Origin of the sequence: Luteimonas kalidii (assembly GCF_029887935.1) — a bacterium.
GTDB classification, from domain to species: Bacteria; Pseudomonadota; Gammaproteobacteria; order Xanthomonadales; family Xanthomonadaceae; genus Luteimonas; species Luteimonas kalidii.
Genome location: NZ_JARXRO010000015.1, coordinates 166,947 through 189,425 on the forward strand (window position 1 = coordinate 166,947; position 22,479 = coordinate 189,425).

Genomic DNA, 22,479 nt, shown 5'->3' on the forward strand with positions numbered 1-22,479 from the left:
GACGTCCGCGTCGCGGGCGATGCCCGCGATTCCCGGGCAGTACCTGCGTTGCGCGGCCCTGGCAGCAGGCGGCGCGCGGCGCCGAAACGATGAAGGCGGAAGACCGATGAAACCCGTATTGCTCGACGGCCGCTCGCTGACCCGCGACCAGCTGGTGATGGTGGCCAACGGCGCGTCGGTGTCCCTGGATCCCGCGGCGCTGCGTGACGTGGCGCGCGCGGCCGATTTCCTCGCCGCGCAGGTCGCGCGCGAGGAACCGATCTACGGCGTGTCCACCGGCTTCGGCAGCAACGCCGACAAGCTGCTGGGCGCGCATCCGCTGCGCGACGAGCTGCCGGGCGCGGCGAAGTCCGGGCGTTCGCTGCACGAGGAGTTGCAGCACAACCTGATCGTGACCCACGCGGTGTGCGTCGGCGAACCGCTGGCGGCCGACGTGGTGCGCGCGATGCTGTGCATCCGCATCAACACCCTGCTCAAGGGCCATTCCGGCATCCGGGTAGCCACCCTCGAGGCGCTCACGGCGCTGCTCAACGCGGGCGTCGTGCCGGTGGTGCCTGCGCTGGGCTCGGTCGGCGCCTCGGGCGATCTGGCGCCGCTGTCGCACCTGGCGATCGTGCTGCTGGGCGGTGGCGAGGCGTTCGTCGACGGCGAGCGCATGTCGGGCGCGGAGGCGCTGCGGCGCGCGGGACTGGCGCCGATCACGCTGTCTTACAAGGAAGGCCTGGCGCTGAACAACGGCACCGCGCAGATGCTCGCCACCGGTGCGCTGGCGCTGCACCGGCTGGACCGGCTGCTGGACACCGCCGATCTCGCCGCGGCCATGACCCTGGATGGCTTCGCCGGCCGGCTCGGCGCCTTCGACGAGGACGTGCACGCGCTGCGCCCGCACCCCGGCCAGGTGCACACCGCCGCGCACATCCGCGAGCTGCTGGCCGGGTCCACGCTGGCCGACATTCCCTACCACCTGGTGCCGAAGTTCCGGCCCTGGCTGCCCGAAAGCTGGGACACGCCGGAGGCGCGGTCCCTGAGCTTCGACATTGGCTGGGACTGGGTGCCGAGCGACCAGCGCCATGGGCGCGAGAAGTTCTACAGCCGCTTCAAGCCGTTCCGCGGCGGCAAGAAGCACCAGCCGCAGGACAGCTATTCGCTGCGCTGCATCCCCCAGGTGCATGGCGCGGTGCGCGATGCGGTGGCGCACGCCAGGCGCGTGTTCGACATCGAGCTCAACGCGGTCACCGACAACCCGCTGGTGTTCCCCGACCGCGATGCCGAACACGTCGAGCAGCATGTGATTTCCGCCGGCCATTTCCACGGCATGCCGCTGGCGCTGGCGATGAGCGCAGTCAAGGCCGCGATCCCGGTGCTGGCCGCGATCAGCGAGCGGCGGCTGAACAAGCTGGTCGATCCGGCCACCAGCGACGGTCTGCCGGGTTTCCTCATCGGCAACGAGGACGGCACCGAATCGGGCTTCATGATCGTGCAGTACACCGCGGCCGCGATCGTGAACGATCTGGCCACGCGTGCGCATCCGGCCAGCGTGTATTCGATCCCGACCAGCGCCAACGCCGAGGATCACGTGTCCATGGGCACCAACGAGGCGCGCCACGTGCTGTCGATGGCCGAAGACCTGGGCAAGGTGCTGGCGCTGGAGCTGTACACCGCCGCGCAGGCGCTGGACCTGCGGCTGGACATGATCAATGCCGCGCGCGATCTCGCGCGGCGCGACGATGCGGCCGCACTGGCGCGCAAGGTGCACGGCGTGGGCGAGGGCGATCCGCGGCATCCGGCGCTGATGGCCGAGGTCGAGGCGCTGCGTGCGGAGCTGGCGCAGGCCGAACCGTTCCACCCCGGGACGCGGATCGCCGCCGCGCATGCCGCGATCCGCGCGCGCATCCCGTTCCTCGAACGCGACCGGGCGCTCGACGGCGAAGTCGCGGCTGCGGTCGAACTGGTGGCCGACGGCAGCGTGCTCGCGGCGATCGGCCGGTGAACGGCGGGCCCCGCACTTGAACCTGCCGCTGCACTTCGGCTGGGCGGGGGTGTTCGAGACGTCGCTGATCGCGCTGCTGGTCGGTGTCGCGATGTGGATGGTCTGGCGCTGGCTGGCGCGACGTGGAGGCTGGACCCGGGCGCACGCCATCGGCTGGGCCTGCGTGAGCGCGATCGCGATCGCGGCCGGCATCGACAGCTGGAACCTGTTCTACCTCGGGGTGGTGAAGCTCGAATCGCCGGTGTATGCGCGGATCGCGCTGTCGAAGATCCACGACCCCGATTTCCTCGGCACGCGGGTGTTCATGGCCTGGACCGGCGCCATCTGCGGGGTGGTGGCGGGCTGGGCGCTGACGGCGCGCGCGTCGGCCCGGGAATCGCACGACTGAAGGTCGCCGTCCGGCAGGCAGGGCCGCCGGCATGAGGCGATGGCCCGGAGCGCGATCCGGGCGTCGACCGCGGGGGTCCCAGCCCATGTCGCATCGTCGGTACGCGGCGGGAGGCCGGCTTGCCACGTGTTGCTCCGCCTCCGGCCGGCTGCCACGCCCGGTGATTTCCGGAGCGCGTCCTCGTTTCGCAGCGCGACACGCCCGGAACCTGCCGTCCTGGCGGCGGACGCTGCCGCACTCATCGGCCGATCCATGCCCGGGACAGCCAAGCTTGACCAATGTAATAACGCGCTATTACATTACGCACCCATGAAACAGCGCATCGAGCCCCTGCCGGAGTCCGACGCCGACGCCTCGTTCCGGGCGCTGGCCAAGGCGTTCGCCGGCCTGGAGCGGGTGGACGAGGCCGCGGCGTTCCTGCGCGACCTGTGTACGCCGGCCGAGCTGGAAGCCATGGCCGATCGCTGGCGGGTGGTGCCGATGCTGCTGCAGGGCGTGCCGTACCGCGAGATCCACGAGCGCACCCTGGTCAGCGTGACCACGATCGGTCGGGTCGCGCGCACGCTCGAACATGGCGCCGGCGGCTACGCGGCCGCCGTCCGACGCCAGTATCCCCGGCTCGCGCCGGGCCATTGAGGAAGTTCCCATGAGTCCCACGGCCGTCCCCGCGGCGCGCGATCGCCTGCGCATCGCGATCCAGAAATCCGGTCGCCTGAGCGATCCGGCGCGCGCGCTGCTGGCCTCGTGCGGCCTGTCCTGGCGCGAAAGCCGCGACAAGCTGTTCTGCTACGGCGAGACCCTGCCGGTCGACCTGCTGCTGGTGCGCGACGACGACATCCCGGGCCTGCTCGCCGATGGTGTCTGCGACTACGGCATCGTCGGCCGCAACGTGCTCGAGGAGCATGCGGCCCTGCGCGAGGGCGAGGGCAGGCCGCAGGTGTCGAAGGAGGTGCGCCCGCTCGGTTTCGGCGGCTGCCGGCTCGACATCGCCGTGCCCGAGGCCTGGGACTGGGAAGGCCCGCAGCAGCTGCAGGGCCGGCGTATCGCCACCAGCTACCCGGGCCTACTCGCGCGGTGGCTGGCGCAGGAGCAGGTGGACGCCAGTGTGGTCATGCTGTCGGGTTCGGTCGAGATCGCGCCGCGCCTGGGGCAGGCGGACGTCGTGTGCGACCTGGTCTCGAGCGGCGGCACGCTGCTGGCCAACCAGCTCAAGCCGGTGGCGACGATCATGCGCAGCGAAGCGGTGCTCGCCGGGCCGGTGCAGCCGTTCGCCGACATCCGCGGCGAACTGGCGCAGATGCTGCTGCGGCGGCTGGACGGCGTACTGCGCCTGAAGGACAGCCGCCTGCTGCTGTTCCAGGCGCGTCGCGACGAGGTGGCGGGCCTGCTGGACATGCTGCCCGATGCCGAGGCGCCCACGGTGCTCCAGGTGGACGGCGCCGACACCCTGGCGCTGCAGGCGCTGTGCCACGGCGCGATGACCTGGCAGCGGCTGGAGGACCTCAAGCGCGCCGGTGCGCGCGGACTGATGGTGCTGCCGGTCGAGAGGATGCTGGCATGAGCGCGCCCGTTGCGCAGCGGCTGGACTGGCCCACGCTCGACGCCGGCGCGCGCTCGGCGGCGCTGCAGAGACCGGTGCAGGCGGTCGCGGCGCAGGTGCGCGACACCGTGGCCGCACTGATCGAGGAGGTCCGCACCGGCGGCGACCCCGCATTGCGCGCGATCAGCGAACGTCTGGATGGCGTCGCGCCGGATGCGTTCGAGATCGGCGAGTCCGCGTTCGACGCTGCCGAAGCGACACTGCCGGCCGCGCTGAAGTCCGCAATTCTCGAGGCGGCCGAGCGCATCGAGCGCTTCCACCGCGCCGGGATGGTGCAGGGTTACACGGTCGAGACCGCGCCGGGGGTGGTGTGCGAGCGCGTCGTGCGTGCGATCGATCGCGTCGGCCTGTACGTCCCGGCCGGGAGCGCGCCGCTGCCGTCGACCGCACTGATGCTGGGCGTCCCGGCACGCCTGGCAGGTTGCCGCGAAACCATCCTGTGCACGCCGCCCCGGCGCGACGGCAGTGCGGACCCGGCCGTCCTGTTCGCCGCCCGCGCGACGGGCGTGCAGCGGGTGTTCGTCCTGGGTGGCGCGCAGGCGATCGCGGCGATGGCCTTCGGCGCCGGCGGCGTGCCGCGCTGCGCCAAACTCTTCGGACCCGGCAACCGCTACGTCACCGAGGCCAAGCAGCAGATTGCGCAGGCGGGCATCGCCGCGATCGACATGCCCGCCGGTCCGTCCGAGGTGCTGGTGATCGCCGACGATGGCGCCGATGCCGACTTCGTCGCCGCCGACCTGCTGTCGCAGGCCGAGCACGGCCCCGATTCGCAGGTGCTGCTGCTCAGCGACAGCGCGGACCTGCTGGACCGGGTGGAGCGCGCGCTCCAGGCCCAGTTGGCCGTCCTGCCGCGCGCCGACATCGCCCGCCAGGCGCTGTCGCGTTCGCGGCTGGTGCGGGTGGACACGCTCGCCGGGGCATTCGAAATCAGCAATGCCTATGCGCCCGAACACCTGATCCTGGCGCTGCGCGACCCGCGCGCCTGGCTGGACCGCGTGGTCGCCGCCGGTTCGGTGTTCCTCGGCGATTTCACGCCCGAGGCTTTGGGCGATTACTGCAGCGGCACCAACCACGTGCTGCCGACCAATGGCGCCGCGCGCGCGTACAGCGGCGTATCGGTGGCCAGCTTCCAGAACTTCGTGACCGTGCAGTCGGCCAGCCCTGCGGGCATCGCCGCCATCGGCGCCTGCGCCGTGACCCTGGCCGAGGCCGAGGGCCTCGAAGCACACGCCAACGCGGTACGCCTGCGACTGCAGCGCGGTAGCGCGCCCGGATCGCGGGAGGCCGCATGAGCCGGATCCTCGACCTGCTGCGCGAGGACCTGCGCGACTTTTCCGGCTACAGCTCCGCGCGCAGCGAATCGCTGGACGGAGAGGTCTGGCTCAACGCCAACGAATCGGCGTGGGCGAACGTGGCCGATGCCGACGGCGCGTGTCGCCGTTACCCCGATCCGCAGCCCGCGGCGCTGCGTGACGCATTGGCGGCGCTCTACAGCGTGGCGCCGGAGCGGCTGCTGGTCGGCCGCGGCAGCGACGAGGCGATCGACCTGCTGGTCCGCGCCACGTGTATCCCCGGCCGCGACGCGGTGCTGGTCACGCCGCCGGTGTTCGGCATGTACGCGGTGAGCGCCAGGCTGCAGGGTGCGCCGCTGGTCGAGGTGCCGCTGCACGACGATCCGCAGGCCGGGCTGGTGCCCGACATCGCCGCCATCGGCGAAGTCGCTGTCGCGCGCGGAGCGAAGCTGGTGTTCCTGTGCTCGCCGTCAAATCCAGGCGGTGCCGCGGTTCCGCTGGCCGAAATCGACGCCCTGTCGCGCCTGCTTGATGGACGCGCGCTGGTGGTGGTGGACGAGGCCTACGGCGAGTTCGCCGACGGGCCCTCGGCCACCATGCTGCTCGACGCACTGCCCAACCTGGTCGTGCTGCGCACGCTGTCGAAGGCGCACGCGCTGGCCGCGGCGCGGATCGGCGTGGCAATCGGCGATCCGGCGTTGATCGCGGCGCTGCGCCGCTGCCAGGCGCCGTACCCGGTCCCCGCACCCTGCGCCGCGCTGGCGCTGGCCGGCCTGGGCACTGCGGCGCGCGCGCAGACCTGTGCGCGTGTGGGCGCGGTACGCAGCGAACGCGAGCGGCTCGCGGGTGCGATGCAGGCACTGCCCGGCGTGCGGCGGGTGTATCCGTCGGAGGCGAACTTCCTGCTGGTCCGCTTCGAAGACGCCGGCGCAGCGTTCGAGACGCTGCTGGCGGCGGGCATCGTGGTCCGCGACCAGCGGTCCGCGTACGGCCTCGGCGACGCTCTGCGCATCACCATCGGCACCCCGGAACAGAACGCGCGCGTGCTGGATGTGCTGTCGACGCGTGTGCGGCCGGCCGAAATGGCGCGTGCGCGGGGAGTGGCGTGATGGGCACGAGGATCCTGTTCGTCGACCGCGACGGCACCCTGATCGAGGAGCCGGCCGATTTCCAGATCGACGCCTACGAAAAGGTGCGCTTCGTGCGCGGCGTGATCCCGGCCATGCTGAAGCTGCGCGACGCCGGCTTCGCGTTCGTGATCGTGACCAACCAGGACGGGCTCGGCAGCGAGGCGTATCCGCGCGCGAGCTTCGACGGGCCGAACGACCTGATGCTGCAGATATTCGAAAGCCAGGGCATCGTGTTCCGCGAGGTGCTGGTCGACGGCAGCTGGCCTGCCGACAACGCGCCCACGCGCAAGCCGGGGCTGGGCCTGGTGCAGCACTACCTGCGCGACCGGGGCATCGACCTCGACCGCTCGGCCATGGTCGGCGACCGCGAGACCGACCTGCAGTTCGCGCGCAACCTCGGGATCCGCGGCTTCCAGCTGCGTACCGAACAGTTCGGCGGCGACTGGGACTGGGCTGGCATCGCGCACGAGCTGGCCGATGCGCCGCGCCGCGCGCGCGTGCAGCGCGACACGAAGGAAACCCGGATCACGGTCGAACTCGACCTCGACCGCAGCGCCGATGCCGAGGTGTCGACCGGCCTGCCGTTCTTCGACCACATGCTCGACCAGATCGGCAAGCACGGCGGCATTGCGCTGCGCGTGCGCGCCGAGGGCGACCTTCACATCGACGAGCACCACACCATCGAGGACACCGGCATCGCCCTGGGCCAGGCCCTGCGCGAGGCGCTGGGCGACAAGCGCGGGATCGCGCGCTACGGTTTCACCCTGCCGATGGACGAAACCCTGGCCAGCGCGGCGCTCGATCTCGGCGGCCGTCCGTACCTGGTATTCGACGGCACGTTCCGGCGCGAGCGCGTGGGCGACCTGCCGACCGAACTGGTGGAACACTTCTTCCGCTCGGTGTGCGACGCGGCCGCGCTCAACCTCAACCTCAAGGTCGCGGGCGAGAACGACCACCACAAGGTGGAAGCCTGCTTCAAGGCCTTCGCCCGCGCCCTGCGCATGGCCGTGCGCCGCGAAGGCGCGGACCTGCCCAGCACCAAGGGCGTGCTGTGATGCGGGTGGTGCTGGTCGACGCCGGCGGCGCGAACATCGGCTCGGTGCGCTACGCGCTGCAGCGGCTGGGCGTGGACGCGCAGCTGGCCTCGGACGCGGAGGAGATCCGTGGCGCGGATCGCGTGATCCTGCCGGGCGTGAGCACCGCGGCCACGGTGATGCGGCGGCTGCGTGAACTCGACCTGGTCGACACCCTGCGGGCGCTGCGCCAGCCGCTGCTGGGCGTGTGCGTCGGCGCGCAGCTGCTGTTCGAGCATTCGGAAGAGGACGACACGCCGTGCCTCGGCCTGCTGCCCGGCATCGTGCGTCGCCTGCCGGCCGGGGAGGGCATCCGCGTGCCGCACATGGGCTGGAACCGCCTGCAGCGACGCGTCGACGATCCGCTGCTGGCCGACATCGCCGAGGGTGCGCATGCGTACTTCGTGCACAGTTTCGCCGCGCCGGTGACGCCCGACTGCATCGCGGCCAGCGAACACGGGGCCGCCTTCGCCGCGGTGGTCAGGCGTGGCCACGTGATGGGCGCCCAGTTCCACCCGGAGCGGTCCGCTGCCGCGGGCGCGCGCCTGCTGCACAACTTCCTGTCGCTGGAGCCCGCATGACCCGACCCTTCACCCTGTATCCGGCGATCGACGTCCGCAACGGCCGCGTGGTCCGGCTGGCCCAGGGCGACTATGCGCAGGAGACGCGCTACGGCGACGATCCGCTGGCGCTCGCGCGCGACTATGCCGCGCAGGGCGCGCAGTGGCTGCACCTGGTCGACCTGGACGCGGCGCGCGCCGGCGGCTACACCCTGCTGCCACTGGTGGCCGATATCGTCCGCGACACCGGCCTGCAGGTACAGACCGGCGGCGGCGTGCGCGCGCGCGACGACGTGCAGCGCATCCTCGATGCGGGCGCTTCGCGCGTGGTGGTGGGCTCGCTGGCGGTGCGCGAGGCCGACAGCGTGTGCGACTGGCTCGGGGCACTCGGCAGCGATCGCCTGACCATCGCCCTCGACACCCGGCAGGATCGCGAGGGCACCTGGCGCCTGCCGGTCCACGGCTGGACCGAGACCGCGGCGGGCACCCTGCAGGACATGGCGCGACGCTATGCCGACCACGGCCTGCGCCACCTGCTGTGCACCGACATCACCCGCGACGGCATGATGACCGGACCGAATCTCGAACTGTACAGGCTGCTGGTGGACGCCGTGCCGGGGCTGGAACTGCAGGCCTCGGGCGGCGTGCGCGACCTGGACGACGTGCTCGCGGCGCGCGACACCGGATGCACCGGCGTGGTGCTGGGCCGCTCGCTGCTCGAGGGGCGGCTCGAACTGCCGCAGGCGCTGGCGCGCGTGACGGCGGACGTGCGCTGATGCTGGCCCGGCGCCTCATTCCGTGCCTGGACGTGCGCGACGGACGCGTGGTCAAGGGCGTGCGCTTCCGCGACCACGTCGACATGGGCGACATCGTCGAGCTCGCGTTGCGATACCGCGACGAGGGCGCCGACGAACTGGTCTTCTACGACATCAGCGCGACCCCGCAGCAGCGCTCGGTCGACCGCGGCTGGGTCGAGCGCGTCTCGGCGCGGCTGGACATCCCGTTCTGCGTGGCCGGCGGCATACGCGATGTCGGGACCGCGCGCGCGGTGCTGCACGCGGGCGCCGACAAGATCTCGATCAACTCGCCCGCGCTCGAACGGCCGGCACTGATCGGCGAACTGGCGGAGGCGTTCGGCGTGCAGTGCGTGGTGGTGGGCGTGGATTCGATCCGCGAGGCCGATGGCGAGTGGCGGGTGCGCACCCATACCGGCGATCCCGAGCGGATGCGCGCACCGTCGATCCGCACCCTCGACTGGGTGGTCGAGGCACAGCGCCTGGGCGCGGGCGAGATCGTGCTCAACTGCATGGACAGCGACGGCGTGCGCCGCGGCTACGACCTGGAGCAGCTGCGAGCCGTGCGTGCGCGTTGCGGAGTACCGCTGGTGGCGTCCGGCGGGGCAGGCGAGCCGGAACATTTCGAGTCGGTGTTCCGCGAGGCCGACGTGGACGGCGCGCTCGCGGCGAGTGTGTTCCACAGCGGCAGGATCCGGATCCCGGAACTCAAGCGGTTCCTGCATGCGCAGGGCGTGGAGGTGCGCGATGACTGAGCGGACGACGGCTGCGGCGGCGCCCGACGGCATCGACTGGGACAAGGGCGGCGGCCTGCTGCCGGCGATCGTGCAGGATGCGCGCACGCTGCGGGTGCTGATGCTCGGCTACATGGATCGCGCCGCGCTCGAGGCCACGCTGTCCTCGCGCCAGGTGACCTTCTTCAGCCGCAGCAGGCAGCGGTTGTGGACCAAGGGCGAGTCCTCGGGCCACATGCTCGACCTGGTGTCGGTCGAGGCGGACTGCGACGGCGACACCCTGCTGGTGCTCGCGCACCCGCGCGGGCCCACCTGCCACCTGCAGCGCGAAAGCTGCTTCCCGACCGCGCCCGGATCGCTGCTGGCGGAACTGTCCGCGCTGGTGGAGCGCCGCGCCACGGAGCGTCCGGAAGGCAGCTACACCACGCGGCTGTTCGAGGGCGGCGTGCGCCGCATCGCGCAGAAGGTAGGAGAGGAAGGCGTGGAGACCGCGCTCGCCTCGATCGCCGAGGACGATCAGGCGCTGCTGGGCGAAGGGGCGGACCTGCTGTTCCACCTGCTGGTGCTGCTGCGCGCGCGGGGCCTCGGCCTGGCGGACCTGGAGGCGACGCTGGCGACCCGTCGCCGTTGACCCTGGACCCACGGCGTGGCGGGCGTGCGCCGCGGGGCAGGACGCGCCGTCTATGCCGCCGTGATCGAGGTGCGCACGCAGTCGCGCCCGTTGGCCTTGGCCGCGTAGAGCGCCTTGTCGGCGGTGTCGAGCGCGTCGTCGATGTCGTCGGCCGCGTCGGGCGCGATGGTGTGCACGCCGATGCTCGCCGAGATCCGAAGGCAGGTGCCCTGCGATTCGCAGGCTTCGTCCACCAGCGAGCGCCGCAGTTCCTCCGCCACCGCGACCGCCGCCCGCAGGTCGTGGTTGGGCAGCACCACCACGAACTCCTCGCCGCCGAAGCGCGCCAGCAGCGCCTCGTGCGGACGCAGGGTGCGGCCGATGCGGCGTGCGGCCCAGCGCAGGCAGTCGTCGCCGACCAGGTGGCCGTGGCGGTCGTTGATCGACTTGAAATGGTCCAGGTCGACCATCAGCAGCGACAGCGGCCTGCGCGCCTGGCGGCATTCGTCCAGCATGCGGTCGAAGCCTTCGTGGAAGAAGCTGCGGTTGTACAGGCCGGTGAGCGCGTCGCGGCGGCTCGAATCCCGAAGCTTCTCGTGCGTTTCCTTGAGCTGCGACAGCGCCTGCTGCAGCTCCTGCGTGCGGGCGGCGACATTGCGCTCGAGCTGGCGGTTGGCCTCGTCGGTGATGCGCTGGTTCTCGTTGCGCAGCTGCGCGTAGCGGTAGCCGAGCGCGATCGAGAGCAGCAGCATCTCCAGCGCCGAGCCGATCTGCACGCCGTATTCGGTGGCGAAGTTCTTCGGCAGGGCGCCGAAGGCGAGCAGGGTGAAGATCGCGGTGCCGAGCAGGAACATCGACCACGCCAGCAGCAGCAGGCGCGCGGGCGTGTAGCCGCGGCGCAGCACGTGGATGGTCACCAGCACGATCCACAGCACGCCCACCAGCACCGCGCGCGAGGCGATCGGCGTCGACAGCCGGTAGGGAAGCCAGATCGAGGCGACGCCGAACACCAGGAAGAAGCCGATCAGTGCGATCGTCCCCGCGTTCAGCCGCGGTGCCCGCTGCGGCAGCTCCAGGAAGGTGCGCGCGAACTGCAGCATGGCCACCAGCGCCAGGCAGATCGAGATCGGCACCATGTGGTCCGCCATCCACGGCGAGTCCGGCCACAGGTATTCGAAGCCCAGGCCGTTGAGCGTGAACAGCACCAGTCCGAACGCGGTGATGTGGCACAGGTACCAGAAGTAGCTGGCGTCGCGCAGCGACAGCCACAGCACCAGGTTGTAGAAGAACAGCGCCAGCAGGATGCCGTAGTACAGCCCGATCGCCAGCTGCGCATCGCGCGAGACTTCGGTGAACGCGGCCGGCGTGTACAGGTGCAGCGGCACCTGCATCGAGCTCTCGCTCTCCACCCGCACCAAAAGCTGCACCGGGACATCCGGCGGCAGGTCCACCAGCACGTTGGGGTGGCGGTAGCGCACGCTGCGGACGCCGAACGGAACGTGGTCGCCGCCTACGTGGTGCACCACGCGACCGTCGGGGTAGCGCAGGAAAATCTCGAGCCGGTCGCTGAGCGGATACTCCTGCACCAGGAGCCAGCGCTGTTCGCCGCGGTCGCGGTTGACGATGGTGGCGTGGAACCAGAATGCGCCGCTCTGGAACCCGAAGGCGTCCTTGCCGCCGGGCAGGGGCGCGAACGCGCCGGCGTCGACGCGGCGCCAGGCGTCCTCGGGTCGGTCGGACCCGGTCGCATCGTGGCGGTAGACCAGATGGGGCGAGAGAGCGGCATCGCGGGCGCCGGCCGGCAGGTCCAGCGCTGGCCCGGCTGCTGCGGCCGGAAGGGCCGACGCCAGCGCCAGCAGCAGCCACCCCATCAGGAAGCGCCACGTGCGCCTCATCGATCGTCCCGGTCCGTCGCGGATTCCATCTGCGTGTGTCCGTCCGTCATCCCAGTTCGGCCATCAGGGGTAACGCCAATGATGGCCATAATGGGACATCTTCGACCCGACGGGGGACTCGTGCGCCATCGCATCCGGTTCGCGGCGCTGGTGGCGCTGCTGGCGTCGGCGCCCGCAGGTGCCTGTGTCCAGGGCGAGGTATTCGTGGACGCCAGCGGCGACGGCGTGCGCCAGGCCTCCGAGGCCGGCCTGGCCGATGTGCTCGTGTCGAACGGACGCGAGATCGTGTCCACGGATGCGGGCGGGCATTGGCGCGGACTGCCGTCCGGCACGTCGCCGGTGTTCGTGGTCAAGCCGGCGGGGTTCACGATCGCGCTTGCGGGCGACGGCCTGCCGGGCTTCTGGCGCGCGCCCGGCGCGGACGCATGCGACTTCGCGCTGCAGCCGCAGGCGGCTGCACGGGGGCCGCTGAAGGTCCTGGTGACGAGCGATCCGCAGGCCGGCACGCCGCGCGAGGCCGGCTTCTACGCTACGGTCGTGGATCGCGCGCTCAGGTCCCATCGCGACGCGGCACTGGGGCTCACGCTCGGCGATATCGCCAACGACGACCTGTCGCTGTATCCCCAGCTCAACCGCGCCACGACCTCCCTGGGCGTGCCGTGGCTGCACCTGCCCGGGAATCACGACCTCGATCCCGGCGCACGCGACGACGCTGCCTCGCTGGCCACCTATCGCCGCGTGTTCGGCCCGGACACGTTCGCGTGGGAAGAGCCGCATGCGAGTTTCGTCATGCTCGACAATGTCGTTGCGCAGCCCGGTGGTCGGCCGGCCTACGTCGGCGGCCTGCGCGAGGACCAGTTCGAATTCCTCGCCGGCCTGCTGCCGACGCTCGACCCCGCGCGCCTGCTGGTGGTGGCCGCGCACATTCCGTGGTTCGACACTGCGGCCGAGGGCCGCCCACCGAGCCTGCGCATCCGCGACCGCGAGCGCCTGTTCGCGCTGCTGCAGGCGTTTCCGAACGTGCTGCTGCTGAGCGGGCACCGGCACGCCCAGCGCCAGGTCGACCACGGGTCCGAGAGCGGCTGGCACGGCACGTCGCCGCTGCGCGAGTTCAACGTCGGGGCGATGAGCGGGGCGTACTGGTCCGGGATCGACGACGCCGACGGCATCCCGGTCTCGACCATGGCCGACGGCACGCCGCGCGGCTTCGCCACCCTGCACGTCGCCCACGACGGCAGCCATCGCCTGGCCTGGCATCCGACCGCGCGACTGCCGGACGATCCGTCCCGCACCGATGCGATGGCGCTGCACGCACCACAGCTGCTGCGTCGCGGCGCCTATCCGGCCTGGGGCGTGTACGCGAACGTGTTCCTGGGCCATGACGGCACGCGGGTGGAGTACCGCGTCGACGGCGGCGAGTGGCAGGCGATGGAGCGGGTGGAGCGTGCCGATCCGCGGCTGGCCGCGGAGAACGCGCGCGACGACGCGGCGCGGACGCTGCGTGGCTTCGATCGCTCGCCCGAAGCCGACGTGTCGCCGCACCTGTGGCGCGGGCCGCTGCCCACCCGGCTCGACGCCGGCCGCCATCGCATCGAGGTGCGCAGCATCGACGACGCGGGACGCGAGTCGCGGGCGACGACGCATTACCGGCTGGAGGACGCGGCGGTCCGCTGACCGGCTTTGCACAACTTGCTGGAACGCCGCTGCCGGGATATCGTGACCTGGTTCCGGATTTCGCATCCGGACGCGAGCGCCGCCATGCCGGCGGTTGCCACAGGGGACAACATGACGAAGTGCTTCGCCGACGGGCTTCCCGCCGGGCAGTTGGACCGTGCGCCATTCCAGTTCAGGCACGCCCTGCTGGATCATCCCGCGCTCACCATCGAGGGCCTGGCGGAAGTCCTGCCGGAGCTGCCGCCGGAGCGGGTCAGGTATTCCAAGGGGCTGGCCGACCTGCGCATCAACTTCGACCACGCGCACGTCGAGCACCGCAACGGCATGGGCCTGGCGGACACCATCGAGACGATCCGCGGCGGCAATTCCTACATCGCGGTGAGCGATCCCCAGACGCATCCCGCATTCCGTGGCCTGTACGGGGATCTGTGCCGCGAGATGACGGCGCTGCTGCGCGAGGGCGGGCAGTCGCAGGCGATCCACGAGCCGCGCATCTGGCTGTTCATCGCCTCGCCCAACGCGATCACCCCGTTCCACTTCGACCGCTACTCGAACGTGCTGATGCAGATCCGCGGCAGCAAGCAAGTGGCGGTGTTCCCGAACTTCCGGCCGGACATCGTGCCGGTCGACGTCTGCGAGGCCTACATGGACCGGCAGCCGATCGACGCGCTCTGGCGCGACGAGCTCGACCAGCACGCGATCAAGTTCGATTTCCGCCCCGGCGACGCGCTGCACATCCCGTACACCAGCGGCCACTACGTGAAGAACGGGGCCGAGGATGTGTCCATCTCGCTGTCGTTCTTCTTCCAGACCGACGAGACCCTGCGCTGGACCCGTGCGATGCAGTTCAACCACCGCATGCGCCGCTGGTCGAAGGCCGTGGGCCTCAGGCAGACGCCCGTGGGGCACTCGCACTGGCTGGACGCGACCAAGTCGCACGCGCTGCCGTGCGCGGAGGCCGTGAGCCGCGTGGCGCGGAGGCTGCGTCGCGCGTAGCCGGCAGCGGGAGGAGGAGCTGCCGCACGCGCGAGCCCCTCGCGGGGATATACGGGCTTCGCCCGTGCTGGTATCGGCGCCGCCCTACAGCGGATGCGGGTAGGGCAGCAGCGGCCCGCGCACCAGCGCTGCTTCCCAGGCGTCCAGCCGGGCACGGATCCGTTCGCCCACGTTGATTTGCGGAAACGACGCCTCGTGTCCTTCCATTACCTCGCGCCGGGCCACCTGGCGTCGGGCGTAGCCGAAGGCGTCGACCAGGCCGCCATCGCGGTTGAGGCCCTCCACCAGCAGCGCGCGGCCGAAGTACGTCGCACTGGCGGTGTCGCCGCAGCCGAACGAGGGGCGGTCGTGGCGCGCGGCAGTGATGATCAGCGTGTCGGGCGCGGCCAGTTCCGGGATGAAGCCGCCGGAGAAGCACGCCGAGACGATCAGCAGGCGGTGGCGGATGCCGGCGGCGTCGAGCGCGTCGCGCAGCTGCACCGGCGAGAGCGTGGTATCGAAACGGTCGGGCTGGCTCACGGTCAGCGCGTGGTCGCGCCCGCCATGGCTGGTGAGGAACAGCAGCAGCAGGTCCTCGTCCGGATCCATGCGCGCGGCGATGCCGTCGAGCGCATGCTGCAGATTGCCGAGGGTGGCCAGCGGACGCGGCGTGCGATCCAGGCTGTCGGGATGGTTGACCAGCGCCAGCGTGCGCCCGGCGGCGCCATAGCGCGCGGTGGCGAGCGTCTCGAAATAGGCGGCCTCGTTGCGGAACACGTCCTCGTGGCCGTCGCCCGCGAACGCGAGTGCGAACAGATCGAGCTGGCCCGGGCGCTGCGCAGGCATCCGTGCCAGGCGCGCGTCGATCAGGGCGCGGTCGCGCGCGGCATCGGCATGGTCCGGCGCGAGGTCGTCGGCGGATGCCGGCGACGTGCGCAGCAGGCACAGGACGGCCAGCAGCAGGACGGCGGCCACGCGCGCCGCGCCGCCGCACCGGGCGGCGGGACGGGACGCCGCGGCGGGCAGGGCACTCACGCCGCCAGGGCGACGCCGTCGAAGCCGGTGGCGCGGGGATGCCCGCCGGCGGATGCGCCGGTGCGCGGCTGCGGATAATCCTCGGGCCGGTCGATCAGCGTGGTGCGCAGCCCGGCCTCGCGGGCGGCGTCGAGTTCGGCCACCACGTCCGAGAGGAACAGGATGTCGTGCGGGGGTGCGCCCAGCTCGCGCGCGATGGTCGTGTAGCTCGCGGCTTCGCGCTTGCCGCCGACGGCGGTGTCGAACCAGCCCGAAAACAGTCCGGTCAGGTCGCCGGCACCGGTGTGGGAGAACAGCAGCTTCTGCGCCGGCACCGAGCCGGACGAATAGACGGCGAGCACGTGGCCGTCGGCGTGCCAGCGCCGCAGGGCGGGTTCCACGTCCGGATACAGCGGCGCGGTGAAGTCGGCATTCGCGTAGCCGGCCGACCACACCATGCCCTGCAGCGCCTTGAGCGCGGTGTGCTTGCGGTCCTCGTCGATCCAGCCCTGCAGTGTTTCCACGATCATCGGATCCTGGCACAGGCCGCCGCTCTCCAGCGCCACCTGGTCCAGCCACCGGCGCACGTCCGGCTCGTGGCCGTGTTCACGCACGAAGCGCGGCAGTTCGCGCCGGGCATACGGAAACAGCACGTCCTTGACGAAGGAGATGCTGCTGGTGGTGCCCTCGATGTCGGTGAGGATCAGCGGACTGGCCATCGGGATGTGCGTGCCTGCTCGGGGACCGCGCTCGCCGCGCTCAGCGCCCGGAGGGCACGTCGTAGCGCGGGAACCGCTGCGCGATGTCGGTGCCGGTGAAGTGGCCGATCCAGCCGTCGGGCTGCTCGAAGAAGCGGATCGCCACGAAGCGAGGCTCCGGTCCCATGTCGAACCAGTGCGTGGTGCCGTCGGGCACCGCGATCAGGTCGTCCTTCACGCATTCGATCTCGTAGACCTTCCCGCCCACGTGCAGGGTGAACAGGCCCGAGCCGTCGACGAAGAACCGCACTTCGTCCTCGTTGTGGTAGTGCTCGTCGAGGAACTTCCCGCGCAGCTCGTCCTTCTTCGGGTTGTCGGGGGCGATGCTGATCACGTCGACGGTGGTGAACCCGCGCTCAGCCGAGATCCGGTCGATGTCGGCCCGGTAGGCGGCCATGACCTGCTCGGGCGTGGCGCCCGCGGCCACCGGCTGGCTGGCCTGCCAGCGCTCGAAATGCACGCCGATCTTCGCCAGCTCGCGCGCGATCTCGTCGCCGTCGTGGCTGGTGAACTCGGGGGTGTCGGGGGCCTGGTCGGAGAAGATGCGCAGTCGGCTCATGGCGGGCGGCTCAACAGGGCGTCGGGAGAGGAAAGAGGCTAACAGCTGGGCCGGGAACCGGGGGTGACGCGGCTGCAACGCGGGCGTTCCCCGGCTGCAACGCGACACGATCAGCGGGCGACCGCGAGCCGGCGGATCTCGAGCTCGCAGCCGAGCAGGAAATCGAACGCCTCCAGGTGCCGGCGCGCCTCGGCCATGTCGCGGCCCCAGGCGTACAGCCCGTGGCCGTCGATCAGGTAGCCCCACATCGGCCCGCGGTCGAGCAGGGCGTCGACCTGGGCGGCCAGGGTCGGCATGTGCTGGCTGTTGGGCAGCACCGGCACGTCGATGGCGGTCTCGTGGGTCTCGTTGCCGCGGAAGGCCTTGAGCAGCTCGTAGCCTTCCAGCCGCACGTGGCCGGCGCCGGCGAACAGGCGCGAGGCCACGGTCTGGTGCTGCGAATGGGTGTGCAGGATGCAGCCGACCTCGTCGAAGCGGCGGTACAGCTGGGTGTGGAGCAGGGTCTCGGCCGAGGGGCGGTGGTCACTGCCGACCGCATGGCCGTCGAAGTCGACCACCATGATGTCGTCCTCGACCAGCCGGCCCTTGTCGCGGCCCGAGACGGTGATCGCGGCGTGGTCCGCATCGAGCCGGGCGGAAAAGTTGCTGCTGGTCGCGGGGGTCCAGCCGAGCTGCGACAGCTCGCGCACGTTGGCGATGAGTCCGGCGGCGCGCTCGCGCAGGCGGGCGGGGTCGTAGGGCAGGTCCATGGGCCCGATTCTAGTCCAGCGCTCGCCCGCGGTCGCCCCAGGACACGGTGAACTGCGTCAGCGTGCGGAGCGGCCGGCGCCGTCGCCCGCATCCGCCGGGGCGATCTCCGGCTGCGGCTGCGCATCTGCCGGCGCCGGCGCCGCGCCGGTCTCGAGCGGCAGCACCCGCACCCCCAGCCAGGCCAGCACGAAGGCCAGGCCGAAGTTCACCAGGTTGAAGAAGGCGTACGGCAGGTAATCCAGCGTCGCCACGCCCAGGGTCGCGGCCATGAACGCGGCGCAGGTGTTCCACGGCACCAGCGGCGAGGTGATGGTGCCGCCATCCTCCAAGGCACGCGACAGGTTCAGCGGAGACAGGCCCCGGCGCGCGTACTCGGTCTGGTACAGCTTGCCGGGCAGGACCAGCGACATGTACTGGTCGGCGGTGATCACGTTGGTGCCGAATGCGGTCACCAGGGTCGAGACGATTAGCGCACGCGCCGAATGCGCCATCGCCAGCACGCTGCGGATCATCCGCTCCAGCAGCCCGGTGCGCTCCATGACCGCACCGAAGCACATCGCGCAGATCACCAGCCAGACCGTGTTGAGCATGTTCGACATGCCGCCGCCGCCCAGCAGCTCGTCGACCACCGCGTTGCCGGTCTCGATCGAGTAGCCGTTGAACAGCGCGGTCCAGGCACCCGCGAGCAGCGCCATCGGCCGGCTGAGTTCGGCGTTGCCCGCCAGTGCCACCACCGCATCGGGCTGGAACACCACCGCGAACACCACGCCCACCAGGGCTCCGATCAGGATCGTCGGGTAGGCCGGGAACCTGGCGAAGGCCAGCCCGAACACCAGCAGCATCGGCAGCAGCAGGTACCAGCCCAGGTCGAAGCGCGCGGCCAGGATCGCCGGCAGGTCCACTTTCGTGGCCAGTTCGCCGTCCGCCGCGCCGGACACGAACCCGAGCACCGTGAACATCGCCAGCGCGATCGCCAGCGACGGTATCGTGGTCCAGAGCAGGTTGCGGATGTGGCTGAACAGCTCGGCCCCGCTCACGGCCGGCGCGAGGTTGGTGGTGTCCGACAGCGGCGAGAGCTTGTCGCCGAAGTAGGCGCCCGAGACCACCGCGCCTGCGGTGGCGGCCACCGACATGTCCATGCCCTGGGCGATGCCGATCAGGGCCACGCCGACCGTGCCCGCGGTGGTCCAGGAACTGCCGATCGCCAGCGAGGTGATCGCGCAGATCACGCACACCGCCGGGTAGAAGTAGCTGGGGTTCAGCAGTTCCAGGCCGTAGACGATCAGCGTCGGCACCGTGCCGCTCAGCAGCCAGCTGCCGATCAGTGCGCCGACCGCGAGCAGGATCAGGATCGCGCCCACCGACACCGACACCCCGTGCGCCATCGCCTCCTGGATGTCCGCCCAGCTCAGCCCGTTGCGGATGCCGATGATCGCCGCCACGCCCGCGGCGAGCAGCAGTGCGATCTGGCTGGCGCCGTACACCGCGTCATCGGCGAACAGGGCGATGCCGAGCACCAGCAGCGCGATCAGCAGCAGCAGCGGGATCAGGGCCTGCAGCAGGCTCGGCTCTCGCGGGACGGATGGGCGCATCGTTCGCTCGGCGGGAAGGCGGGGCGGGGACGGCGGGCCCGCTCGACGCGGGCCCCCGGGGTCAGGCTGCCGGCGAGGCCGGAGTCCGGTTGAGCTTGCTGTTGCGGTAGCCGTAGGCGAAGTAGATCACCTGGCCGACCAGGGTCCACAGCACGAAGATCAGCCAGTGCTCCCGGAACGACTGCAGGAACAGGAACAGGCACGACAGCACGCCCAGCGGGCACACCAGCCAGAACAGCGGCACCCGGAACGGGCGCTGCAGGTCGGGCCGCGTGTAGCGCAGCACCAGCACGCCGAGGCACACGGTCGCGAACGCGATCAGGGTGCCCATCGACACCAGCTCGCCCAGCACGCTGAGCGGCATGAAACCCGCCAGCAGGCAGGCGGCGACGCCGACCACGATGGTGCCGACGTACGGGGTATGGAACTTCCTGTGCACGCGGCCGAACATCGCCGGCAGCAGGCCGTCGCGCGACATCGAGTAGAAGATGCGCGGCTGCGCCATCAGCATCACCAGGATCACCGACGACAGGCCCGCGATCGCACCGATCTCGACCGCGGTCTTGAGCCAGCCCAGGTTGGCGGTCGGATCGGCGCGCATCGCCAGTTCCAGCGCGGTGGCGACCGGCTTGGCGGTGTCCAGTTCGCGGAACGGGGCCATGCCCACCAGCACCGCGCACACCGCGATGTAGATCAGGGTGCACACGACCAGCGAGCCGAGGATGCCGATCGGCATGTCGCGCTGCGGATTCTTGGCCTCGCCGGCGGCGGTGGAGACCGCGTCGAAGCCGATGTAGGCGAAGAACACGATGGTGGCGGCGCGGAACACGCCTTCCATCCCGAACTGCCCGGGCCCCTCGTTGGCGGGGATGAACGGCGTCCAGTTGGCCGGATCGACGTACATCACGCCGAAGCCGAGGAAGGCCGCGATCACCGCGACCTTGATCGCCACCACGATCGCATTGACGAACGCGGACTGGGTGATGCCGACGTAGCACAGGCCGCTGACCGCCGCCACGATCAGCACCGCGGGCAGGTTGATCACGCCGGCGGTGCGCACGAATTCGCCATCGGTCCAGGTGATCGGCGCGGTCGCAAGCTGGGCCGGGAAGGGAATCCCGACCGTGCCGGTGAGGAAACTGACGAGATAGCCCGACCAGCCGACCGCCACGGTCGAGGATGCGAACAGGTATTCGAGCACCAGGCACCAGCCGATGAACCAGGCGGTGAATTCGCCGAGCGTCGCGTAGGAATACGAGTAGGCGCTGCCGGAGACCGGCATCATCGCCGAGAACTCGGCGTAGCACAGGCCGGCGAACGCACACGCCAGTCCGGCGAGCACGAAGCTGAGCATGATCGCCGGGCCGGCGTGGTTGGCCGCGGCCTGGCCGGTGAGCACGAAGATGCCGGCGCCGATCACCGCGCCGATGCCGAGCAGGATCAGGTGGCGCGCGGTGAGGGTGCGCTTGAGTGTCGCCTCGCCCTCCAGGGAGCCTTCGACCGGTTCGCCCGCATCCACGTGCGGTGCCGGCTCGACCGGCTTGACCCTGAACAGACTCTTCGACATCGATGCTCCCCTGGAAAGTGGACGACAGCCGCGCGGGCGACGGCGAAGGTTACCGTTGCTACCTTGCCAAACGGTGATGCACTGCACAACCCGTGGCCGGATGCCGGAGAATGACAGGTTTCCCGAACGACGGTGGAGGCAGGTGGGGATGCAGGAACCAGATCCGCTCGACATGCTGGACGCCGCATTCGCGGCCCATGCCCGGCGTCGGCCCGACCAGGCGGCATCTGCGGCGGAGTTCGCCGCGCTGCTGCGTGACCCTGAAGATCCGTTCCTGCGCACGCGGCTGGCCGGGCACTTCACCGCTTCGGCCTGGCTGGTCGACCGGTCGCGCACGCGCGTGCTGCTCACCCACCACCGCAAGCTGGGGCTGTGGCTGCAGCCGGGCGGACATGCCGATGGCGACCGCGACCTGCGGCAGGTGGCGCTGCGCGAGGCGGAGGAAGAGTCCGGACTCGCCGGCCTGTCTGCCGATCCCGCGATCTTCGACCTCGATCGCCACTGGATCCCGGACCACCGCGACGTCCCCGGCCACTGGCACTACGACGTACGCTACGTCGTGCACGCCGGCGAGGACGAGCGCTACGTGGTGAGTGCCGAATCGATCGCGCTTGCCTGGCGCGACATCCGCGAGGTGCGTGACGACGACCGGGCGGATGCGTCGCTGCGGCGGATGGCGGACCGCTGGCTCGGGGTGCAGTGACGTCGGTGGACGCGCGGTCCTGCGAGGCGTCGCCGGGAATCCGTGCGCATCGCGCGCCGGCTCAGCGCCGCGCCGCGACCTCGTCGATGTGGCGCAGCAGGTCGGCCGGGTCGTCGTAGACCCGGAACGCGCCGGAGCGTTCCAGTTCCTCCAGTCCGTATCCGCCGGACAGCAGCCCGACCCCGAGCGCGCGGGCGCGCTGCGCGGCCAGCATGTCCCAGATGCTGTCGCCGATCACCAGCGACTGACCGATGTCCACGCCCAGGCGGTCGGCGGCGGCCAGGAACAGGTCCGGGTCGGGCTTGGCGTAGCGCACCTGGTCGCGCGTCACCACCGGCACCTTGGCCGGATCCACGCCGAGCGCGGCGATGTTGGGGGCGGCGGTTTCCATCCGGCCGCTGGTCGCGATCGCCCAGGGAATGCCTTCGGCCGTGAGGAAGGCGAGCAGTTCGGGCGCGCCGGGCAGCGGCCGGATCGCGCCGGCTGCAGCCTGGCGGTTGTAGGCCTCGGCATGCCAGGCACGCAGGCGTTCGAGCCGCTCGTCGGTGATGTCCAGGCCGGTCTCGCGCAGCAGGATGTTGGTGAACAGCCCGCCGCTCATGCCGATCTTGCGGTGGATGCGCCAGACCGAGAGGTCGACGCCCTCGCGGTCGAGCGCTTCCTTCCACGCCAGCACGTGCTGGTAGACGCTGTCGACGAGGGTCCCGTCGAGGTCGAACAGGAAGGCGGTGTCGGCGCGGGGCATCGGCGGATCCTCGGGATGGAGGGGCGACCGCATCGCTGCGGACGCGAACACGCGCATTCAACCACCAGCGATGTCC

Annotated in this window: 22 protein-coding genes; 14 read left to right on the plus strand and 8 right to left on the minus strand. The window is 71.0% G+C overall.

Features of this window, described 5'->3' with window-relative positions; translation table 11 throughout:
- Positions 1-106: 106 nt before the first annotated feature.
- The 11 genes from QFW81_RS09600 to hisIE all read left to right on the plus strand — a co-directional run bounded on the left by QFW81_RS09600 (position 107) and on the right by hisIE (position 10,192).
- Entirely contained in the window at positions 107-1,990 is a 1,884-nt protein-coding gene (locus QFW81_RS09600; RefSeq protein ID WP_280578530.1) for an HAL/PAL/TAL family ammonia-lyase, read from the plus strand.
- Between the two features lie 16 nt (positions 1,991-2,006).
- Positions 2,007-2,378: a hypothetical protein gene (locus QFW81_RS09605; RefSeq protein WP_280578531.1), complete on the plus strand. Its 372-nt coding sequence runs from the start codon at positions 2,007-2,009 to the stop codon at positions 2,376-2,378.
- 309 nt (positions 2,379-2,687) lie between these two features.
- Positions 2,688-3,014, plus strand: a complete 327-nt coding sequence (locus QFW81_RS09610; RefSeq protein WP_280578532.1) for a YerC/YecD family TrpR-related protein — start codon at positions 2,688-2,690, stop codon at positions 3,012-3,014.
- 10 nt (positions 3,015-3,024) lie between these two features.
- The gene (hisG, locus tag QFW81_RS09615) at positions 3,025-3,939 is read left to right on the plus strand and encodes an ATP phosphoribosyltransferase (RefSeq protein WP_280578534.1); all 915 of its coding nucleotides are present in this window, start codon (positions 3,025-3,027) and stop codon (positions 3,937-3,939) included.
- Complete coding sequence (gene hisD, locus QFW81_RS09620) at positions 3,936-5,270, plus strand: histidinol dehydrogenase (RefSeq protein WP_280578535.1); 1,335 nt, start codon at positions 3,936-3,938, stop codon at positions 5,268-5,270. The genes hisG and hisD overlap by 4 nt, the downstream gene beginning before the upstream one ends.
- Complete coding sequence (gene hisC, locus QFW81_RS09625) at positions 5,267-6,379, plus strand: histidinol-phosphate transaminase (RefSeq protein WP_280578536.1); 1,113 nt, start codon at positions 5,267-5,269, stop codon at positions 6,377-6,379. The genes hisD and hisC overlap by 4 nt, the downstream gene beginning before the upstream one ends.
- Positions 6,379-7,455, plus strand: coding sequence for a bifunctional histidinol-phosphatase/imidazoleglycerol-phosphate dehydratase HisB (gene hisB / locus QFW81_RS09630; RefSeq protein ID WP_280578537.1), 1,077 nt, complete (start codon positions 6,379-6,381; stop codon positions 7,453-7,455). The genes hisC and hisB overlap by 1 nt, the downstream gene beginning before the upstream one ends.
- Positions 7,452-8,054: an imidazole glycerol phosphate synthase subunit HisH gene (hisH, locus tag QFW81_RS09635; RefSeq protein ID WP_280578538.1), complete on the plus strand. Its 603-nt coding sequence runs from the start codon at positions 7,452-7,454 to the stop codon at positions 8,052-8,054. Before hisB ends, hisH begins: the two co-directional genes overlap by 4 nt.
- Positions 8,051-8,809, plus strand: a complete 759-nt coding sequence (hisA, locus tag QFW81_RS09640) for a 1-(5-phosphoribosyl)-5-[(5-phosphoribosylamino)methylideneamino]imidazole-4-carboxamide isomerase (RefSeq protein ID WP_280578540.1) — start codon at positions 8,051-8,053, stop codon at positions 8,807-8,809. The genes hisH and hisA overlap by 4 nt, the downstream gene beginning before the upstream one ends.
- Complete coding sequence (gene hisF, locus QFW81_RS09645) at positions 8,809-9,582, plus strand: imidazole glycerol phosphate synthase subunit HisF (protein ID WP_280578541.1); 774 nt, start codon at positions 8,809-8,811, stop codon at positions 9,580-9,582. Before hisA ends, hisF begins: the two co-directional genes overlap by 1 nt.
- Positions 9,575-10,192 (plus strand): bifunctional phosphoribosyl-AMP cyclohydrolase/phosphoribosyl-ATP diphosphatase HisIE, encoded by a 618-nt coding sequence (gene hisIE, locus QFW81_RS09650; RefSeq protein WP_280578543.1) that lies wholly within the window; start codon positions 9,575-9,577, stop codon positions 10,190-10,192. The genes hisF and hisIE overlap by 8 nt, the downstream gene beginning before the upstream one ends.
- A 50-nt stretch (positions 10,193-10,242) precedes the next feature.
- Here hisIE and QFW81_RS09655 read toward each other — a convergent pair whose 3' ends face one another.
- Complete coding sequence (locus QFW81_RS09655; RefSeq protein ID WP_280578544.1) at positions 10,243-12,066, minus strand: sensor domain-containing diguanylate cyclase; 1,824 nt, start codon at positions 12,064-12,066, stop codon at positions 10,243-10,245.
- A 120-nt stretch (positions 12,067-12,186) separates the two neighbouring features.
- Between QFW81_RS09655 and QFW81_RS09660 the strand changes: the two genes are divergently transcribed.
- Together QFW81_RS09660 and QFW81_RS09665 are read left to right on the plus strand one after the other, a co-directional pair.
- On the plus strand, positions 12,187-13,740 hold the full coding sequence (locus QFW81_RS09660) for a calcineurin-like phosphoesterase C-terminal domain-containing protein (RefSeq protein WP_280578545.1): 1,554 nt from the start codon (positions 12,187-12,189) through the stop codon (positions 13,738-13,740).
- Between the two features lie 111 nt (positions 13,741-13,851).
- Positions 13,852-14,736 carry a cupin-like domain-containing protein gene (locus tag QFW81_RS09665; protein ID WP_280578546.1) on the plus strand — a complete coding sequence of 295 codons (885 nt, stop codon included), beginning with the start codon at positions 13,852-13,854 and terminating at the stop codon, positions 14,734-14,736.
- 84 nt (positions 14,737-14,820) lie between these two features.
- On the opposite strand, the gene QFW81_RS09670 is transcribed toward QFW81_RS09665, so the two are convergent.
- The 6 genes from QFW81_RS09670 to QFW81_RS09695 all read right to left on the minus strand — a co-directional run bounded on the left by QFW81_RS09670 (position 14,821) and on the right by QFW81_RS09695 (position 20,955).
- Entirely contained in the window at positions 14,821-15,690 is an 870-nt protein-coding gene (locus QFW81_RS09670) for a C13 family peptidase (protein WP_280578547.1), read from the minus strand.
- Positions 15,691-15,746: 56 nt separating this feature from the next.
- On the minus strand, positions 15,747-16,448 hold the full coding sequence (gene mtnC / locus QFW81_RS09675) for an acireductone synthase (protein WP_280578548.1): 702 nt from the start codon (positions 16,446-16,448) through the stop codon (positions 15,747-15,749).
- A 40-nt stretch (positions 16,449-16,488) separates the two neighbouring features.
- Entirely contained in the window at positions 16,489-17,046 is a 558-nt protein-coding gene (locus QFW81_RS09680) for a 1,2-dihydroxy-3-keto-5-methylthiopentene dioxygenase (protein ID WP_280578550.1), read from the minus strand.
- A gap of 110 nt (positions 17,047-17,156) precedes the next feature.
- Entirely contained in the window at positions 17,157-17,795 is a 639-nt protein-coding gene (locus QFW81_RS09685) for a methylthioribulose 1-phosphate dehydratase (protein ID WP_280578553.1), read from the minus strand.
- A gap of 57 nt (positions 17,796-17,852) precedes the next feature.
- Positions 17,853-19,388: a Na+/H+ antiporter NhaC gene (nhaC, locus tag QFW81_RS09690; RefSeq protein WP_280578554.1), complete on the minus strand. Its 1,536-nt coding sequence runs from the start codon at positions 19,386-19,388 to the stop codon at positions 17,853-17,855.
- Positions 19,389-19,449: 61 nt separating this feature from the next.
- On the minus strand, positions 19,450-20,955 hold the full coding sequence (locus QFW81_RS09695; RefSeq protein ID WP_280578555.1) for an amino acid permease: 1,506 nt from the start codon (positions 20,953-20,955) through the stop codon (positions 19,450-19,452).
- A 148-nt stretch (positions 20,956-21,103) separates the two neighbouring features.
- Between QFW81_RS09695 and QFW81_RS09700 the strand changes: the two genes are divergently transcribed.
- Positions 21,104-21,658, plus strand: coding sequence for an NUDIX hydrolase (locus tag QFW81_RS09700; protein ID WP_280578557.1), 555 nt, complete (start codon positions 21,104-21,106; stop codon positions 21,656-21,658).
- 61 nt (positions 21,659-21,719) lie between these two features.
- Here the strand turns inward: QFW81_RS09700 and QFW81_RS09705 are convergent, their stop codons facing one another.
- Complete coding sequence (locus tag QFW81_RS09705; protein ID WP_280578558.1) at positions 21,720-22,403, minus strand: HAD family hydrolase; 684 nt, start codon at positions 22,401-22,403, stop codon at positions 21,720-21,722.
- Between the last annotated feature and the right edge of the window lie 76 nt (positions 22,404-22,479).

What these genes read in the sequence shown, in the direction of transcription:
- hisIE (WP_280578543.1), top strand. Translation starts at nt 9,575, where the DNA reads ATGACTGAGCGGACGACGGCTGCGGCGGCGCCCGACGGCATCGACTGG.
- QFW81_RS09600 (WP_280578530.1), top strand. Translation starts at nt 107, where the DNA reads ATGAAACCCGTATTGCTCGACGGCCGCTCGCTGACCCGCGACCAGCTG.
- hisF (WP_280578541.1), top strand. Translation starts at nt 8,809, where the DNA reads ATGCTGGCCCGGCGCCTCATTCCGTGCCTGGACGTGCGCGACGGACGC.
- QFW81_RS09680 (WP_280578550.1), bottom strand. Translation starts at nt 17,046, where the DNA reads ATGAGCCGACTGCGCATCTTCTCCGACCAGGCCCCCGACACCCCCGAG.
- hisC (WP_280578536.1), top strand. Translation starts at nt 5,267, where the DNA reads ATGAGCCGGATCCTCGACCTGCTGCGCGAGGACCTGCGCGACTTTTCC.
- QFW81_RS09705 (WP_280578558.1), bottom strand. Translation starts at nt 22,403, where the DNA reads ATGCCCCGCGCCGACACCGCCTTCCTGTTCGACCTCGACGGGACCCTC.
- hisD (WP_280578535.1), top strand. Translation starts at nt 3,936, where the DNA reads ATGAGCGCGCCCGTTGCGCAGCGGCTGGACTGGCCCACGCTCGACGCC.
- mtnC (WP_280578548.1), bottom strand. Translation starts at nt 16,448, where the DNA reads ATGGCCAGTCCGCTGATCCTCACCGACATCGAGGGCACCACCAGCAGC.
- QFW81_RS09685 (WP_280578553.1), bottom strand. Translation starts at nt 17,795, where the DNA reads ATGGACCTGCCCTACGACCCCGCCCGCCTGCGCGAGCGCGCCGCCGGA.
- QFW81_RS09695 (WP_280578555.1), bottom strand. Translation starts at nt 20,955, where the DNA reads ATGTCGAAGAGTCTGTTCAGGGTCAAGCCGGTCGAGCCGGCACCGCAC.
- hisG (WP_280578534.1), top strand. Translation starts at nt 3,025, where the DNA reads ATGAGTCCCACGGCCGTCCCCGCGGCGCGCGATCGCCTGCGCATCGCG.
- QFW81_RS09610 (WP_280578532.1), top strand. Translation starts at nt 2,688, where the DNA reads ATGAAACAGCGCATCGAGCCCCTGCCGGAGTCCGACGCCGACGCCTCG.
- QFW81_RS09700 (WP_280578557.1), top strand. Translation starts at nt 21,104, where the DNA reads ATGCAGGAACCAGATCCGCTCGACATGCTGGACGCCGCATTCGCGGCC.
- hisB (WP_280578537.1), top strand. Translation starts at nt 6,379, where the DNA reads ATGGGCACGAGGATCCTGTTCGTCGACCGCGACGGCACCCTGATCGAG.
- nhaC (WP_280578554.1), bottom strand. Translation starts at nt 19,388, where the DNA reads ATGCGCCCATCCGTCCCGCGAGAGCCGAGCCTGCTGCAGGCCCTGATC.
- QFW81_RS09665 (WP_280578546.1), top strand. Translation starts at nt 13,852, where the DNA reads ATGACGAAGTGCTTCGCCGACGGGCTTCCCGCCGGGCAGTTGGACCGT.
- hisA (WP_280578540.1), top strand. Translation starts at nt 8,051, where the DNA reads ATGACCCGACCCTTCACCCTGTATCCGGCGATCGACGTCCGCAACGGC.
- QFW81_RS09655 (WP_280578544.1), bottom strand. Translation starts at nt 12,066, where the DNA reads ATGAGGCGCACGTGGCGCTTCCTGATGGGGTGGCTGCTGCTGGCGCTG.